This window comes from Methanobrevibacter smithii ATCC 35061, assembly GCF_000016525.1.
Taxonomy (GTDB): Archaea; Methanobacteriota; Methanobacteria; order Methanobacteriales; family Methanobacteriaceae; genus Methanocatella; species Methanocatella smithii.
Genome location: NC_009515.1, coordinates 1337124 through 1355115, shown reverse-complemented (window position 1 = coordinate 1355115; position 17992 = coordinate 1337124). Strand labels below are relative to the sequence as shown.

The following is a 17992-nucleotide window of genomic DNA, read 5'->3' as shown; positions in this document are numbered from 1 at the left end:
TTTGTTTTATTTTAATAATATTTGGATAAAATTCTCTTAGGATTGAGCCTAATTTCTTCATTATAATCGTCAAAACTAACATTAGTAATAACTTCAACAGTTAAACCATTCAAATCATCTATTCTACCTTCCATAGGTCCTAAATCAGAACCATTATCAGTAAGATTAATTATTTCTTCTTTTTTCATGTCAAGAAGTTCTTCAGCCAAATTATCAAAGAAAGTGATTGAAATTTCACCAGTGTCATCTTCAAGTCTAGCCGGAACCATTAAAAGATATCTAGGTTCATCGATAGGCTCTCCGCAGAAACTACAAACAAAATCATCTGATGACTGATCTACAGTATTTCCACAGCTAGGACATTTTGTAATTAATATCTTATTACCGAATACCTCTTTAAGAGTACCTGTTATACGAACATTCCTATCATCGTCCTCTAGAGCTTCAATGGTTTTAGGAACATAAATGGATTCTTTTAATTCATCATAAGTTGGTAAATCATCAATTTCTGATTCATCAGGTTCAAGAATAGAAGTGGACCTTGATACATTAATTTCCAAGCTATCGTTTCTAAATGAGATTTGAGGATCTTGGAATTTAATAGCATCTCCAACATTCCATTCTTTTTTAGCATTTTCATTCCATAAAGTAACATTAATAGAACCTGAATTATCAGCTATTTCTAAAGATTTGACATATCCCTTACTTCCGTCAGTTCTATCAAATTCACGAACATCACTTGATTCAATTATTCTGCCTGTAACAATAATGCCCTCATCATCTTCTTCAACATCAGCTATTGATTTGTGGCTATAAAGCATTGTTTCAATAGTTTTAAAGGATGGAAGGAATCTTGCTTGGTCACTGTCTTCAGGTAATTCCATTATACGTGCAGAACCTCCAATATTCAATTCAACTTCATACATTCCCAATCTAACTTTTGCATTTTCGATTTTGTATGCTCCGCCGGTTTTGTATTCCTGTTTAGCTTTCTGATCCCAAAATGTTAGGCCAACACGTCCTTCACCATCAGAGAATTTGGCTGAACGTGCATATCCCACACTACCGTCATCTCTTTGGAATTCATTTATTTCACCAATAGCAAACATTCTTCCTATAACATCAACTTCAATTCCGTCTTCATCAAATTCTTCAACTTCACTAAGTCTTTTAATTTGAGAAACTTTCTGTTTGATTTCATCAAAGATGTCCAATTCTTCAGCAGATAAGTTTTCCGGATTTATTGAAAGTTGAGTGTTGAAATTTGTGTTAAGTGAATATCCACTGTCTGTATAATCATCAAAACGAGCATCTGCACCAATAATTTTGACAATATCTCCTTTAGTTAACAAAATATCTGTATCATTTCCCCATATTGTAGTTCTAATAGAACCTGTATCATCACTAACATCAAAGTTTCTTAATTTACCTTCAGACCCATCAGATTTTCTTGTAAACGTTCTGATATCCTGCAATTTAGAAATTACTCCTTTAATAGCTATATTATTTTGTTCTGTAATATCTCCAATTTTAATAAATTCCTGAGTGAATTCAGGAACATCAAAATCTCCTTTGATTATTCTGCCATCCCAATGAGTTAATGATAATTCACCGTTCCTTTCTCTTACTTGTGCACCTAATATTTTTACAGAATCTCCTGCATCCAAACCCAATTCATCAATCAAATCAACATTTTTATTCCATAATGTGTAGGATATTTCTCCAGTTGCATCCTTTAGCTCAAGAGAAGTGACTTTTCCTTCTTTTCCATTTTTTTCATAAGTTCTTGGAGTTGGAATCCTTACTATTCTGGCAATAATATTTGCTTTAGTTTCAGGGACAAGATCTTCAATATCAGTTATCTTTTCCTCATATTCGGGGAATTTTGATAAATCCGCTTCTTTAAAATGAGTTATAGTTGACCTAGGTCTTAAATTAGCTTCATTATCTCCTCTAAAACCTTCTTTTATATCAACATCAGTAATTTTAACAATGTTTCCTTCTTTAAAATTTTTAAGAAGTTTAATATTTTCTGTCCATAACACTACCCTAATATCACCAGTGCTATCCTTCAATTCCATATTGCAGACTTGTCCAGATTTGCCTTTACGTGTTTTAAAAGATTTCGGATTTGAGATACCCATAATCCTTCCAACAATAGCTGCTTGGGGTCCCTGTTCCAAATCACCTATGTTTAAAATTTCACCATTGGATTTTTGATCATCTTCACTAGCTCCAATTATATTGTTTACCACCTGTTCAGCAGCATAATAATCATCAACAAAACCTAAATCTTCGTTTTCTTTAGAAATATCATTTATTTTTGCTTGAAATTCTTCTATAGTCAATTTATCTTTGACCTGTTCATATAATTCTAAAATTTCATTATCCATACCAAACCCCTCGTTAGAAAGTTAATTATTATTTTAAATTAAAATGTATATAAACTATTAGAGACAGCATTTGAAAAGTAATTTTTAAAATAATTATTAAAAAAATAGAATATAAATTTTAATAAACTACACAAAAGTTCAAATGTGCAAAATTCTAATATGCATTAGGATTTCTTTTTACAACTGTTTTAATCATTATAGCTAAGTCTAAACCCATATGCCAGTTTTCTACATACTCAATGTCAAATTCTATACGTTTTTTAATAGAAGTATTACCCCTACACCCATGAATTTGAGCCCATCCTGTCAATCCCGGCTTAACCTGATGTTTAACCATGTATTTTGGAATTTTTTCTTTAAATTCTTCAACAAAATATGGTCTTTCAGGTCTGGGACCAACAACACTCATATCTCCTTTTAAAACATTGAAAAATTGAGGCAATTCATCAATACTTGTTTTTCTGATAAAATTACCTACTCTGGTCTTCCTTGGATCATCTTTTGTTGTCCATTCTGATTTCTCTTCATTCGGATTTTGAACTTTCATACTTCTGAACTTGTACATCATAAATGGTTTTCCATGATATCCTATTCTTTCCTGCTTAAATATAATAGGGCCTTTAGAAGTCAGTTTAATAGCTATTGCAGTAATCAGCATGATCGGAGATGTGATTATAATAGCTATAATAGATATTATGTAATCAGATAATGATTTTAAAAAATTATTAAATGCATCATCTAATGGAACATAACGTATATTTATAATCGGAATATCTTCAATCATGTCTACTGATGGCTGTGCAGGGAAATACCTTATATAATCCGGAATAATCTCTGCTTTAATTCCCACCTTTTCACAGCTTTCCACAAGCTCATTGATTTTAAAATAATACTTTAACGGAATAGCAAGTACAACCCTATCAAAATTATTTTTCTCAAGAACGTCATCTAAGTCTTTAAACGCACCAATAATCTTGCTTCCTTCAATTTCCAGACCTACATGATTGCTTTTACCTAAAAATCCGCTGACAACAAACCCCAAATAGGGATTATTTCTAATTTTACGTGCGAAAGTATAAGCTAAATCATTATCCCCAACAATAAGAATATGCTTTAAGTTTTTGTTATTAGATCTAATCTCTTTTAAGAAGCTCCTAATGACAAATCTTTCAGTTATTCCAAAAACAGTAGCTATAATAGCTAAAAGGAATAGCATGATTCTTGAAAAGTTAGGTTCATTAACAATAAATAAAATAGCAACTAAAACAAAGAATGCAACAATGTTCACTTTTATAAGCTTAGTTGCTTCTGAAAAAATTGTTTTATGAGTTCTATAAGGTTTGTAAAGACCAAAAGAAAAGTACAATATCAAGTATGTAGGTATTACAGCAAATGTTAAAAAAAGAACATAGCTTTGTAAACCTAAATGGCCTCCAATCGGACCAAATAAAGTGGTTTTAAAACGTAACCACCATGCACAGAAAAGAGCTATAGTTACAACTAATGCATCTGATAAAACCATAACTACATTTAATACTCTTTGATTCTGCTTAATCATATTTATCACAAAAATAGATTTAAGTATATCTTTAAATTTCTTATAATATTTAATTTTTCTTTTTAAAGAAATTTAAAATCAATTTTAAAATGCATAAACAGACAATTCCCAAATAAACAATAAAATTGACAAAAAATGAAGTGCTGTTTGCATGATGTTTTTTATAATAAATATACATTGCCCTATAAAACTCATATATTAATTTAGACTTCTGTTTTTTACTGCTTGATCCTTTAAAATGAGTTATTTTAGCCTCACCAAAGTAAAATATCTTCCAATTGTCCTGTTTAATCCTATAACATAAATCAATATCTTCACCATACATGAAAAATGTCTCATCCAATAATCCAACTGAATCCAAACATTTTTTACGTGCAAAAATAAATGCTCCGGTCAGACAGTCAATTTCATAAATTCCGTCATCAGGCAGATTATCCAAATTATAATTATCCTCTTTGCTATTTGTCGGAATGTGAAATAATCTGTAAAATGAATTTTTAACATTAGGAAAAGACCTTTTACATGCTTTATCCAAAGTTCCGTCAGCTAAAAGAACCCTGCAGCCACATGCTCCAACAAAAGGATTATTTTCCATGAAGTTATAAATCTTCTCTAATGTATTTTCCCAAACAACAGTGTCGGAATTTAATAAAAGAAGATATTTCCCACCAGCTATCCTTAAACCCTGGTTATTACCTGCTGCAAACCCATTATTTTCTTTTGAAGAAATAAATTTAACTGAATCTTTAAAATAATCTTTTAAATTACTTAAACTATTATCCTCCGATGCATTATCAACTACTATTATTTCATAGCTAAAAGGATACTCATATTTCAATATGGAATTTATAGTATTCCTTGTCAGGTCAAATGTCTGATAATTTACAATTACAACTGAAAGATCCATAATTCTCAACTAATTTTATTTTTTTAAAAATTTAACAGCATTAACAATTAATTTCCATTCTATTTTAAAGTAGTTTTTGGTATTTTTTTTGCTGAATTTAACTTTATTGATTTTGTTTCTTGTTTTTAAACCTTCTTTAATGCCTTCCAGATATGTTTTGCCAAACCCTTTTTTAACAAAGAATAAATATTTAATTAAAAACCCTAAAAATAGAAATATAAAATTTAAAATCTTTTGAGGAATTGGAAAATTTTTATAAACCGTCCACACATTGTTTCTGGCAGCCAATTTTACTTTAAACTTATTATATCTGCTTCCGCTTGTTGCACTTCCAATATGATAAACTACAGAATCAGGACAGAATAGGTTTTTATATCCGTTGATTTTCGCCCTGTAGCTTAAATCAACATCTTCCATATATGCAAAGAAATTTTCATCAAAAAGACCTATTTTCTCTAAAATGGCCTTATTATACATAGCTGCCCCCGCACAACTTGAAAATATTTCATATACTTCATCATAATTTTCTGCAGGCTGATTTTCACCTGTCTTTTTAGTCCAGGCCAGAATATTGTATTCATCACCTGCATCATCTATCAAGTTTTTATTATCAAACTGAACCATTTTAGAAGCAACTGAAAAAATACTATCATCTGAAGAAATTAAATCTATTAATGGTTTGATTCCGGATTCTTCAACCTGAGTGTCATTATTTAGAGAAAATATATATGGGTAGGAAGACTTTAAAATACCCTGATTTACTGCTTTTGCAAATCCTAAATTTTCAGCATTTCTAATTATGATAACCGGAAAATCTAAATTACTTGAATAATCTTTTATAAACTCAATACTTTCGTCAGTTGATCCATTATCTACCAAAATAACTTCACCAACAAATTCTTTATTCCTATTTAAAGAATCGAAATATGTTTTTAGAAATTCTTTTCCGTTATAATTTGGAGTCACTACAGAAGCTTTCATAATAATCAGATAGTATTTTTAAATTTTTTCCACATTTTATAATATAATTTTGGATTTAATAAAAATAGCCTTATTTTAAACTTGAATTTAGAATCTCCCTTAAACTTAGACAATTTTGAAAATAAATCCAAATCATCCATTTTAGACATTACTTCATCAAAATCATAACCATGGTAAAAAAAATAATTCATGTTGCCAAAAATGGCTCTGGGAATTCTGCTTGTAATTACCAAGTCCGCTAATTCATTTTGTCCCCCTGATTTATAAAATTTTGAGAGATTTTCCAAAGTTTCAATGAAATTAAATCTTTTAAGACCTGATTTGCTTGTTGCTGAGTCGTTCCTTTGAATATAAAGATAAGTTATTTCTTCCCCGACAGCTACACTTTCACCATAGCTTAACGCTTTTAGGGCAAATTCAGTGTCTTCCCCGTAAACAGCCTTCGAATCAAACTTTAAATTATTATCCTTAATTAAATCTGCTTTATAGATTAGCTGGCAAAAGCTGAATTCAGGAATTATCATCTGAAGTTCCATTTTAATTAAGTCATGAGCAGATATTGGAACTTCCGGATAACTGATTGAATTGACTGTTGATTTTGAACCTTCTTTTGCCATTTGAGTTAATGTAAAATCTGTTTTTCCATTGTATAACTCAGAGAGATGATTTGTCAATACATAATCATCACTGTCAACAAATACCAGATAATCCCCCCTTGAAACTTCAATTCCATTATTCCTGGCTACACTTACACCGGAATTTCTTTGATGAACCAATTTATATGGAATGTCAGATTTACTTAATAGTTCCTGTGCAATATCCAAACTGTTGTCATCTGATCCATCATCTACAACAATTATTTCATAATTCTCACTAAACTCCTGATTTATTATAGAGGATATGGAAGTCTGTATATATTTCTCACCATTATACACTGGAACAATTACACTTACTTTAATATTATCCATTTTTTCCACCATCATTTAATAAGAAATCAACTACTCTTTTAGATGCTTCACCGTCAGTTGCATTAAATTGTGTTTTTCTAAACTCGGAAATTTTATTTTTATCGAAATCATTATTTTTAATTTCAGCTATCAGCTCATCAGTTGTATAAACAACAGGTCCCGGAACATTTTCTTTAAAATCAAAGTAAAATCCCCTATCTTCAGACATGTATGTATCATAATCATAAGTAAAAAAGATTATTGGTTTATCCAACAAAGCAAATTCAATCATTATTGATGAATAATCACTTATTAAAACATCAGAAATTAACAGAAGCTCCTGTTCATTTTTAAAATCACTGCAATCAACATATTCCTGATTAACTTCGATTTTATCTTTAAAAAACTTTTTAATCTTAGGATGGAGCCTTAACACCAAAATGTATTCGTCCCCCAACTCCCTATTGAATTTTTCCAAATCTAAAAAGTTAAAAACATTATTGTTCTCAGGATTATCCCTAAATGTAGGTGCATAAAGCACTATTTTTTTATTTTTAGCTATAGGATATTTGGAATCAAAATTATCCCTTAATTTATCCAAATTATGATTTTTAAAGTAATAATCTGCTCTTGGAAGACCTAAAGACTTGATTTTAGATTTATTTATCTGAAATGCTTCACTGTAATAATCTTCAATATTGTCTGAAGAGGTAATCAGATAATCAATATTCCTGCTGATTTTACCTAAAATATTTCTGGATTTATTATCACTTGATGCACCAAACTTTTTAAAGGCACCTGGAGCATGCCATAGCTGAATCACTTTTGTATCCTTTTTAAAATTCATGAAAGCCAATGGAAAAAAATTATCATTCAGAAATACATATCTGGAAGTAGCCAATCTTTTAAAACTGGAAAAAGATAATTTATCCTTATAAAAAAAGTTAAATTGGAAATCTCCTCTTTTTTCAAATTCCTTTTTAATATAATCCAAATTTCCCTTAAATGATTCGCTGGAATCTAAAATAAAGGATATTTGCTTATCATTAATTGAAAACTTTGTAAATAAATTAAAGAGTTTTCCATAAATTTTATGTTTAAGATACATACTTATACAAGCTCTAAATCTTTAATTTCATCTGCAGATGCTTTTTTAGCTGCTTCAATATATGCATCGCAGACATAATCCACATTACCATCCATTATAACCTTACCTTTATCCAACCAAATAGCTCTGGTACATAATTCCCTTATTTTAGCAGTTGAATGTGATACTAAAAGAACAGTAACTCCTGAACCCATCATAGATTTAAGTTTGTCCCCACTTTTCTTCTGGAATTTTACATCTCCAACAGATAGAATTTCGTCCAAAATCAATATATCCGGCTCAACAACAGTAGCTACTGAAAAGCCAAGCTTGGCATTCATACCGGAAGAATAATTCTTAATTGGAATTTCCATAAAGTCTCCAAGTTCTGAAAATTCAACAATTTCATCATATTTGCTTAATAGAAACTCCTTGGAATAACCCAATATTGCTCCGTTTAAAAATACGTTTTCCCTTCCACTGTAATTATGGTCAAAACCTGCACCAAGTTCCAGTAACGGAGCTATTTTTCCAGCAGTGTATACCTTACCTTTAGTTGGTTTAAATACCCCGGACAAGACTTTTAAAAGAGTACTTTTACCTGCACCATTGAATCCTATAATTCCTACCCTTTCACCTTTGTTAATGGTAAATGACAAATCATTAAGTGCTTTGAAGTTGGTTTTAGGCTTAAGTTCTCTTTTGGCCCATTTAATACAATATTCTTTTAGATTATCCACTTTTTCCTGAGGCATTTCAAATTCCATAGATACATTGTCAACTTCAATAGCTACTTCCTGATTTAATTTCTGAAATTCTTCATTATCTTCCAATTCAGAAGCCCAAACCCCTGAAGTTTCATCAAACATGTTAACCGGGCTTTCAAAGCCTTCAGGATGAACTTCAACATAAAAATTAGGAGTTGCACCATAATGTTTAGTATAAGCATTTATATGGCTGGATCCTTCATGGGTAGCTTTAAGAATCAATCTCAATCCGGACATTCCTTTTCCGCGTGCTGAAGGAATCCAAACATAATTCTTTTCATCAAATATATCTTCAGCTACTTCAACATCTTTTTCAGCTAATTTATTAACCTTTTTAGGTTTGAAATAATATTTTACAAGTTCAAAACCTTCAGGAACATTGATTTTAACCTTCTGAGGTTCTTTTGAAATACCATTCACATTTCTGAAGTAAATAGAGTACCTTAATTCTTCACCTACTGCTATTTTTATAGGTTTTTCTTTTGTTGGGAAATAATTGTTAGTTTCACCAGAAGTTATGAGATATCTTTTAACTTCAAAAACTAATTTAACACGAACATAATCAAAATAAAGTATTCCGTCATTTTCACTTGTGTTTTTAGGAAATTCTACTTTAACGGCAAAATCATTGTTGATGTCCTCACCTCTGATGTCATCGACAGTTATCTTTACAGATCTGTCTGCAGGATAAACATCTGCATGGACAAAGGATTCCTTTTCAAATTCATTATCCCCTATGACTGCCTTAATCATTGGAGGATCCATTTTAATAGGATTTTCAGAAGAATCTTTATGAAAATCATGTTCTACAATAATTTCTGATACTTTGGCATCACCAGGAATATTAAAATCAAAATGACTTGTACATATAACCTGAGGAGCTTCATTTGATTTAACTACTGTAGAAGCCAATTCATCCCAATCATCGATTCTAACATTATTTAAATCAACCCATTCAGACTTATTGGAATTTTCTTCCTGAGTAATAACTTTTGGATATCTTACTTGAATAGTCAAACTAAAAAAACCTCCTTATATATTAAGTACAAATTTATCCTGATACTTGAAGAATACATAAACACCAATGACAAGTGAAATTATTGAAGTTACAATTAAAAACACAAACGGCCAGGTATCCGGGAAAGTTCCGCCAAGTATAATGTTTCTGAAACACTCAACAGCAGAATATAAAGGATTTAATTTATATGCAAATAAGAACTGCTGAGGAATAATGTCAATCGGATAGAACAACGGAGTCATAAATGATAAAAGCATTACAAGAACCCCATATAAATATTTAATATCCGTAAAAAATGTTGTAGCTGTTGCAAGGATTAAACCTACCCCCATTGTTAAAACCAATAAGAAAAACAATGGAATCGGTGAGTAAATCAGCGCAAAATGAAACGGAGCACCTGTAAATATCATTACAGCAACCAATACCACCAAAGAGATTAAAAAGTTAATAAACTCTGAACAGACAATTCCAACAGCAAACATGTATTTGGGAACATAAATCTTCTTAATAATCTCTGAATTTGCCTTAATAGAATCCATAGCTCCAGTAGTAGCATTAGCAAATAAATCAAATACCAATTTACCACTTAGCAAATAAACCGGGAAATTCTCAATTGTATTTGCAAATATTAAAGAGAAAACCATTGTTAAAACAATCATAGATAATAACGGATTTAAAAAACTCCAGAATAAACCTAAAGTAGAATCCTTATATTTTCCACTTATATCCCTTTTAATCAATTCAGTAAGTAGAAAAGTATACTTATTAAAATTTTGCACATACACATTGTTTTCAAACATGAACAGGAACTCTCTAAAATAAATTTTTTAAAACTGTTAGTTATTTTTAATAAAAGAATTATAAAAAGATTGCTTATCCAAAAATTATTTAAACTTATTATCCCCACACATTAAACACGAAATTTATATTGTGTTTAAAATAATGAGTCAAATTAGCTTAAACAATCAATATTTTTATCGCAAACCAAAAAATGACTTGATTTTATCCTTTCTGGCTCTTGATTTTTTAATTTTACATATTTCCTCAACTATTTTATCATAATCCTCTGCTAAAATAAGATCAATTAATGGCAAGTAACTTTTTTCATCAAATTCAGAACTTATAGCCAGCTGTTTTTTAAGCAATGGATTAATAGCTACCACTAGCTCTCTTTTTTCTGCATCTGAAATATCACTAACTACCAAACTCGTTAACCAATAAACAAAATGTCTTTTAAAAATATTTGAAAAGAATTCTTCTTTATTTAGTTTATCCAATAAATTATCTACCTCAAAATAACCATTGACCATGCTTTCCAAGTATTTTTTATTTCTGATATGTATTGTTGATTTGTTTCCATCAACATCACGTATACTATAATTATAGCTATAAAAATCATCCAAATAAACTGTTTTTTTAGATTTGAGAAGTGCATAAACATAAACATACAAATCTTCAGCAAGCATCCCTTCCAAAAATCTAATATTGTTTTCAGCTAAGAAGTCTTTTTTAAACAATTTTGTCCAGATACTTGGGCCAATGTCAAATAACCTCAAATCATCTTTAAAAGTATTTACAACAACATTTTCCCCATCAAAAACAGTTTTTTCTTTAACTGTCTCCCTTTCATAAACTTTATAGTAGTTAGTAATTAAAAAATCAGCATTTTCCTTGCTTATTTCATTATACATTACTTCAAAAGCATTTTCCACATAGCTGTCATCATGATCAGCAAATATAACATACTCACCGCCAGCCAAATCCAAACCCCTGTTCCTGCCAGTTCCAGGAAACCCTGAATTCTCATCTAAAAACACAGCTGAAACATTAGAATACTTTTTATTAAAATCATGCAATAAATCCAAAGTACAACTATCAGTTGAAGCATCATCAACAAAAATAACCTCAATATCCTCAAAACCCAAACTCTGAGATTTAATTGAGTCTAAAAACTCACTTAAAAAATCACCGGAATTATAAGTAGCCACTACAACTGAAATTTTATACATTTTATCTTCCCAATTTACGTTTTAACCTTGAAAGAAAACTTCTGTCATTCATATTTTCTTGAGTTTTTTCTAATTTATTTGCTTCAACAACAGCCTTATCAAAGTCCTTACTTAAAATATTGTCAACAAGGTTATTATACCTTTTTTTAAAGTATAAATCTTGTGTATAATACATTTTAAAAATGTCATATGATTTTTCAAATAATTCTTTTTTATCATTATAATCTAATTTACTTAATACAATTGTATATAACCATGATGTTAAATGTTGTCTAAATATTTCCTTTCCATAACCTGTTTTATTTTCCTTTTCAAGCATTTTAGCTATTTCATAATATCCGTCCAACATTGCTTCAATGTATTTTCTGTTTCTAATATGAATTGTTGATCTGTTTCCTTCAGAATCCCTGATTTTGTAGTTGTAGCTATAGAAATCATTGAGATAAATTATTCCCTCTGCTTTTAAACAACCTAAAGTGGCTACATAAACATCTTCACAAAGCATCCTCTCTAAAAATCGGATATTATTTTCAACCAGGAAATCCTTTCTGAATAATCTTGTCCATATAGCTGCAGGAATTCTTAAAAGATTTCTATCCTCATCAATGTTTTTAACGCAGACTGTCGGAGTGTCTTTGTATAATGATTTGAATTTAACTACTTTATCATCGAATACCTGGTTAAAATTAGATATCAGCATATCATTTTCATTTATTTTATCATACATTACTTCAAAAGCGTTTTCCACATAGCTGTCATCATGATCAGCAAATATAACATACTCACCGCCAGCCAAATCCAAACCCCTGTTCCTACCAGTTCCTGGAAAACCTGAATTCTCATCTAAAAAAATAACTGAAACATTCGGGTAGCTTTCATTGAAATTATTCAATAAATCCAAAGTATAATCATCAGTTGAAGCATCATCAACAAAAATAACCTCAATATCCTCAAAGCCCAAACTCTGAGATTTAATTGAGTCTAAAAACTCATTTAAAAAATCGCCAGAGTTGTAAGTAGCTACTATTACAGATATTTTATAATTCATCAGACATTTCCCCATATATCTTATTGTATTCATCAGTCATTTCTTTAAGGCTTTTAAAATTGATTTTGGATATATTTTCTACTTTTTCCAGATAATCTGTTTCATCAATACTTAGAATCTTATCATATATTTTTTGCGGATTCTTATAATCCACTAACCATCCTCCACCAGTCTTATTAACTCTTTCCTTTAGTGCTCCAATGTTTGTAGCTATTACTGGAATCCCTGATTTCCAGCTTTCGGTTAATGTATGTGAGAATGTTTCAGGACATGTTGATAAAATAGCTATAAATGAAGGATTGATTTCAGCTATTACTTTATTAAAATCTCCCCTTTTATACCTTCCATGATTTATCCCATATTTATTTAAATTTGGAATTGCAGTTCCCATAAAGTGCAGTTCCAGTGCATTGTCCTTATCTAAATTTTTTATTTTTTTAATCAATAAAGATCCCTTATGCTGTGAGATATGGCCAGGAATAGCTATTTTAATTGGATTTTTAGATAATTCAGGTTCAATATTTGATTTTTCAATATCTCGCCCATGTTTGATTAATTTAAAATTATTTAAATCCGGATAAACCGATTTATAGATTTCAATTACTGAATCAGACGGTACAATATTTAAATAAGCATTTTCAAGTAATTTAAAACCGTATTTTTGCCAATCCTTTAAAATAGTTTCAAATTTGCAAGTTTTACATTTGAACTCGCAATAACTGTAATTTTCATTGATTAAATGAATTGATGGACAGATATAATAAAAATCATGTATACTTACAATATAAGGAATTCTTTTTTTATTTGCTATTTCGGCTAGATCAAAAGTATGGTTAATTAAATGATTAATATGAATAATTTTAATATCTAATTTTGATAGGATTTCTTCGTAAATACCAGCTAACCTATTGTCTAAAAATTCATATTTTTTAGGATGACAGTTAAAATTAGCTATTTTTTCTAAAGAAGATGTGAATTTCCACAGCTCAACATCTTCCCCATCAGAAGTTAAAATAAATGCCCCAAATCTTTTATCCAAGCTGTTTATAATATCCAGATTGGTAAAGCCTGTGCCTCCAATAGTTCCTATTTTTTCATGTAGAACAAATAATATATTAGTTTTATTTAAATCATTGAAATTGGCCAAATCTTCATTGGCTACTTTAATCTGGCGGTTTTCATCAATTCCATATAATGCATAGTGAATTAAAGGATTAATCTCCACATCATCATAGTGATATTTATAAAATACCCCATCAAAATCCTTATTTGGCTTTTTTCCCTCATTGAATCCGAAGAAAATATAATGAAGGAGAGGATCCATTCCTGAAGCTTTAACTTTAGGATATTTATTTAAGTAAAATTCATCATCAAACAAGTTATTTTTACGAATCGCATTATATCCTTTAACAATTAACTTAGCCTCTGTTTTATTGGATGATTTATGTAAAATATAGCTAGCTGGAATTTTACTCATTAACCTATTCTTAAAACTCATAAAAATCCGTCACTTTTTATTAAAATATCTTCCAAATTCTCCAAAAATTCTTTAACAAAATTATCTTTAATTGCAAAATTATATTTGGAATCAAAAGTCTTATTTTCATCAGATACTACAATATCATAACCTTTGGGATTATCTTTACTGTTTTGTGAAATAAATACCCTGACAATATCATCCCTGGCCACCATATTTTCCAAATCATAATCCTCAGATAGACAAAGCAAAATATCTGAAGAGTTTCCAATATACATGTTTTCCAGATCCGAAATCAGCTCAACTGTAAAACCCAATTCATTGAAGCCTTTGGAAATTTTAGATAAAAATTCAAAATTATCATGATAATTTTCATCAACTATTGTAATTTTAAGTTTCTTTTGAGTGAAAAATTTGTTATCATGTATTTTATCTAAAAGCATATTTTTAGAAAGATAATTTCCCCATTTAGACCAAAATACTTTGTAATTATGTTTATCATTATCTTCATAATCTTTGGATTTAACCCTTGTACTTGATTCATGATGGAAAAGTAAAGCATTGGAAGCTAAAATGGTTTTATAACCCTTTTTATGTAATTTTAATGAAAAATCAACATCTTCAAGGCCGTAAATATAATCTTCGTCAAGACCCCCAAGCTCATCATAGACTTTTTTATCAATTAGGTCAACAGCTCCTGTAACTGCAACACATTGGGCATTCTTTGTAAGTGAAGAGTCAAAAATGTCTAAATGGTCATTACTTTTATTGATTGCATATAAACAGCAAGGATACATCCTTTCTGCAAAGATGTCACCACTATGCTGAATTCTAAATGACTTTTTCCTGTTGTTTTCATAAAATGGAAAAACCAATTTCGCACCTACAGACGCTGCATCCTCATCATTAACAATAGCTCCCACCATTTCATTAAGCCATCCGTAAGTAGGTTCAATATCATTGTTTAAAAGTAATATATATTCCCCGTTGGCTATTTTGGCTGCATCATTGTTTCCTTTTGAAAAGCTGACATTTTCCTCATTTTCAATTATTCTAATTGGCAAATCCAGATTTTTCAAATAGCTGACAGATTCATCTGCTGAGGCGTTATCCACAACAATAATTTCATAATTTGAATAATTGGTTTTCTTATCAAAATCTTTAAATAATCTTTTAAGGTGACCTAAACCATTTCTTGTCAGTATGATAATAGAAACCAGAGGTTCTGTGTCAAATTCATAATTAGTTAAGAATACTGAATTTGTTTCGCAAATTTCCTCTTTTCTCCTAACAGAATATGCATATTGAAATATTTTGCCTTCATCTTTTCCATGAGCAATATAATGAAGTAAAGGATTTAACTGAGCCCTGTGAACATCAGGATAATTATTATTATAAAAGTCGGGGTCAAAATCCAGACTCGGAAGCCTTCCTTCCAAGTATCCTTTAACCAGATAATGAGTTAAACCGTCCCCCTTAACATCATCATAAGTTTTAGAGTAAAACTTTTCATCAAAAAGCCCGGATTCTTCAATAGCCCCATAATATTTATAATTTTTCATGGCTTTTCTAAAATCAAAATTGGATTTAATCAAGAAATTAATCAAATGTTTAGTCATTGTTTCCCCTATTTCGCATATTACGTAACTTACTAGTTAATTTCCAAGAAGTTGAATTTCTAACTCCCCTAATCTGTCTATCCCAATGATCACGAGCTATGTTTAATGCATTAGCTTCATCCCTAAGTGCATCAATATCATTGAATAGCAAATTGATTTCCTCTTTAGTTAAAGTGTTTTTATCTTTAATATTACCCTCCAAAGATTCAATTAAATTTCTGCTAGTTATATAATCTTCAATTTCAAAATTATGTTGATAACTTCCTTCTTTAGACCAGTATTCATTAACCCAATAATAAACATCCGAAACTGACGGGTGAAAATTATTTTTCCACATGACATAAGGCAGACTTAACTGGTCCTGATTAGTGTAGTTTACAACTTCCCTCCACCATTGCCTCATGATTGAAATAATTTCAGGATCGTTATGTGCCCTAAATAATGCACCAGTAGCTGGAAGACCGTAATGTTCAGGCATTCCTTCAGAACGGTACTTTTCAACCTGTTTGGTCATGGTGTAATTTGAATATCTTGGAAACGGCATTGACATTACTGCCTCGTCATAAATACAGTCTCTTTCCGGATGAACAACAACAAGCATTTTAGATTTTGCATACTTGTAAATGTACTCCCTGATACTTCCAACGATTTTAAAAGTTCCATCTAACCAAAAACTGTATTTATACTCTGGGAAGTATTTATCTGTAAATAACCTGTATTGTTTTGCTTTTCTGTTATCATCCAATGTTGACTTTTCCATTTGAACTATTTCCCATGTGTCAGATTCCAAATCAGGATTTTCTGTAAAGCATACATAATCACAATTTTCATCAATAAACTCAGGTTCTTTCAATTCATCATAATTTCCTGTAAACGCTGTGTAAATAACTAATCTGTTATCTTTAACATCATCAATTAATTCCTGATTGCTTTCTAAAGTAGGTTGGAATAAATCACTTAAAACAAAGCTGTCTACTGTTGATTCATATCTCTTTTTAACTACTTCATAAGGGTCAACATTATTCTCAGTCATAAAAATCAGCAAAACAATTTATTAAAATAACTGATAATAATTTTCATTTTAATATTAATTAAATATATCTAAAAAAAGATAATAGCTTAAAAAAGTTTTTAAGACACTTAATGATTAAAAACTTTTTCAAACTAAAAATTAAAAATGCTTAAAAAAATTTTAACATACCTGGAATTGCTCCAATCATAGATTGAATACCTAAAATGAAGATAGCAAGGCCGCCAATAAAGTTAATGTGTCTAGCATATTTAATAGCGAATTTAGTACCAAAAGTACCTATTAAAAGCCAGCAAACTACACAAATTAAACTTAACCCACCTAATATGAATGGGTCAACATGTGCTGTTGCACCTTGTGCAGACAATATTAAATTTTCAATATTACCAAAAATTAATAATCCCATAAATTGTTTAAATTCATTTGCCATATTTTAATCCCCTATTAACTATTTATTTGCAATGGATTCATACATTGCTTGAAGACCTAATATAAAGATAGCAAGACCGCCAACAAAATCAATGAAACTAGCATATTGTGCAGCAACAGTAGCCCCTACAGTTCCTACAATAAGCCAAATAAGAACACAAATAATACTGTAAATACTTAATTTTAAAATATTTGCTCCGGCAACCACACCTTGTGAAGATAATACTAAGTTTTCAATATTACCGAAAATTAATAAACCTATAAAAGGTATATACTCTTCTAACATTCAAATCACCATATTCCATATATGTAAATTTTTTCATTATGAATAACATTCAATAATAAAAAAATCCACACTAATCAACTTTAAAATTAATTGTATATAAAATTATGGTATAAATATAGTAATTAATTTTTTTAATATATTTAAAAATAATATATGAAACTGAAAAAGCTTTAAAAATGAAATAAAATATTATACTTTTTATTATAATTTAATTAAGAATTTTAATTAAATTATTGAAATAATAAATGCTATAACAATTATTAATACTTAAATAAATACTGCAACAACTAAAACATCCGAAACTGTGGGAAAATAGAAACTAAATAAAATTAAATTTTACATAAAACTAAATTAACCTTATTGTTTAAAACAGTTAGCAAGCAAATATACAACAACAATATACAGTTTAACATATATTAAACAAAGAACTATATAA

General features: G+C 29.6%; 15 protein-coding genes. All 15 read right to left on the bottom strand.

Annotated elements, in window-relative coordinates:
• Positions 1 to 11: 11 nt before the first annotated feature.
• A complete protein-coding gene (locus MSM_RS06725; protein WP_011954450.1) occupies positions 12 to 2393 on the bottom strand; it encodes an OB-fold nucleic acid binding domain-containing protein in 2382 nt (793 codons plus the stop codon).
• 154 nt (positions 2394 to 2547) lie between these two features.
• Positions 2548 to 3951, bottom strand: coding sequence for an undecaprenyl-phosphate glucose phosphotransferase (locus MSM_RS06720; protein ID WP_011954449.1), 1404 nt, complete (start codon positions 3949 to 3951; stop codon positions 2548 to 2550).
• A 49-nt stretch (positions 3952 to 4000) separates the two neighbouring features.
• Positions 4001 to 4858, bottom strand: coding sequence for a glycosyltransferase family 2 protein (locus tag MSM_RS06715; protein WP_004032583.1), 858 nt, complete (start codon positions 4856 to 4858; stop codon positions 4001 to 4003).
• 15 nt (positions 4859 to 4873) lie between these two features.
• On the bottom strand, positions 4874 to 5839 hold the full coding sequence (locus MSM_RS06710; protein ID WP_011954448.1) for a glycosyltransferase family 2 protein: 966 nt from the start codon (positions 5837 to 5839) through the stop codon (positions 4874 to 4876).
• Positions 5840 to 5844: 5 nt separating this feature from the next.
• On the bottom strand, positions 5845 to 6807 hold the full coding sequence (locus tag MSM_RS06705) for a glycosyltransferase family 2 protein (RefSeq protein WP_011954447.1): 963 nt from the start codon (positions 6805 to 6807) through the stop codon (positions 5845 to 5847).
• Positions 6800 to 7894: a CDP-glycerol--glycerophosphate glycerophosphotransferase gene (locus MSM_RS06700; RefSeq protein ID WP_011954446.1), complete on the bottom strand. Its 1095-nt coding sequence runs from the start codon at positions 7892 to 7894 to the stop codon at positions 6800 to 6802. The genes MSM_RS06705 and MSM_RS06700 overlap by 8 nt, the downstream gene beginning before the upstream one ends.
• Before the next feature lie 2 nt (positions 7895 to 7896).
• Complete coding sequence (locus tag MSM_RS06695; protein WP_011954445.1) at positions 7897 to 9657, bottom strand: ABC transporter ATP-binding protein; 1761 nt, start codon at positions 9655 to 9657, stop codon at positions 7897 to 7899.
• A 15-nt stretch (positions 9658 to 9672) separates the two neighbouring features.
• The gene (locus MSM_RS06690) at positions 9673 to 10458 is read right to left on the bottom strand and encodes an ABC transporter permease (protein WP_004032589.1); all 786 of its coding nucleotides are present in this window, start codon (positions 10456 to 10458) and stop codon (positions 9673 to 9675) included.
• Positions 10459 to 10632: 174 nt separating this feature from the next.
• Entirely contained in the window at positions 10633 to 11667 is a 1035-nt protein-coding gene (locus MSM_RS06685) for a glycosyltransferase family 2 protein (RefSeq protein ID WP_011954444.1), read from the bottom strand.
• Position 11668: 1 nt separating this feature from the next.
• Positions 11669 to 12715 (bottom strand): glycosyltransferase family 2 protein, encoded by a 1047-nt coding sequence (locus tag MSM_RS06680; RefSeq protein ID WP_011954443.1) that lies wholly within the window; start codon positions 12713 to 12715, stop codon positions 11669 to 11671.
• Positions 12705 to 14213, bottom strand: coding sequence for a glycosyltransferase (locus MSM_RS06675; RefSeq protein WP_048058633.1), 1509 nt, complete (start codon positions 14211 to 14213; stop codon positions 12705 to 12707). Before MSM_RS06675 ends, MSM_RS06680 begins: the two co-directional genes overlap by 11 nt.
• On the bottom strand, positions 14210 to 15811 hold the full coding sequence (locus tag MSM_RS06670) for a glycosyltransferase family 2 protein (protein WP_011954441.1): 1602 nt from the start codon (positions 15809 to 15811) through the stop codon (positions 14210 to 14212). The genes MSM_RS06675 and MSM_RS06670 overlap by 4 nt, the downstream gene beginning before the upstream one ends.
• Positions 15804 to 16844 carry a glycosyltransferase domain-containing protein gene (locus MSM_RS06665; protein WP_004032594.1) on the bottom strand — a complete coding sequence of 347 codons (1041 nt, stop codon included), beginning with the start codon at positions 16842 to 16844 and terminating at the stop codon, positions 15804 to 15806. Before MSM_RS06665 ends, MSM_RS06670 begins: the two co-directional genes overlap by 8 nt.
• Before the next feature lie 148 nt (positions 16845 to 16992).
• Positions 16993 to 17271: a hypothetical protein gene (locus MSM_RS06660; protein ID WP_011954440.1), complete on the bottom strand. Its 279-nt coding sequence runs from the start codon at positions 17269 to 17271 to the stop codon at positions 16993 to 16995.
• 18 nt (positions 17272 to 17289) lie between these two features.
• A complete protein-coding gene (locus tag MSM_RS06655) occupies positions 17290 to 17556 on the bottom strand; it encodes a hypothetical protein (protein WP_004032596.1) in 267 nt (88 codons plus the stop codon).
• Positions 17557 to 17992 lie beyond the last annotated feature (436 nt).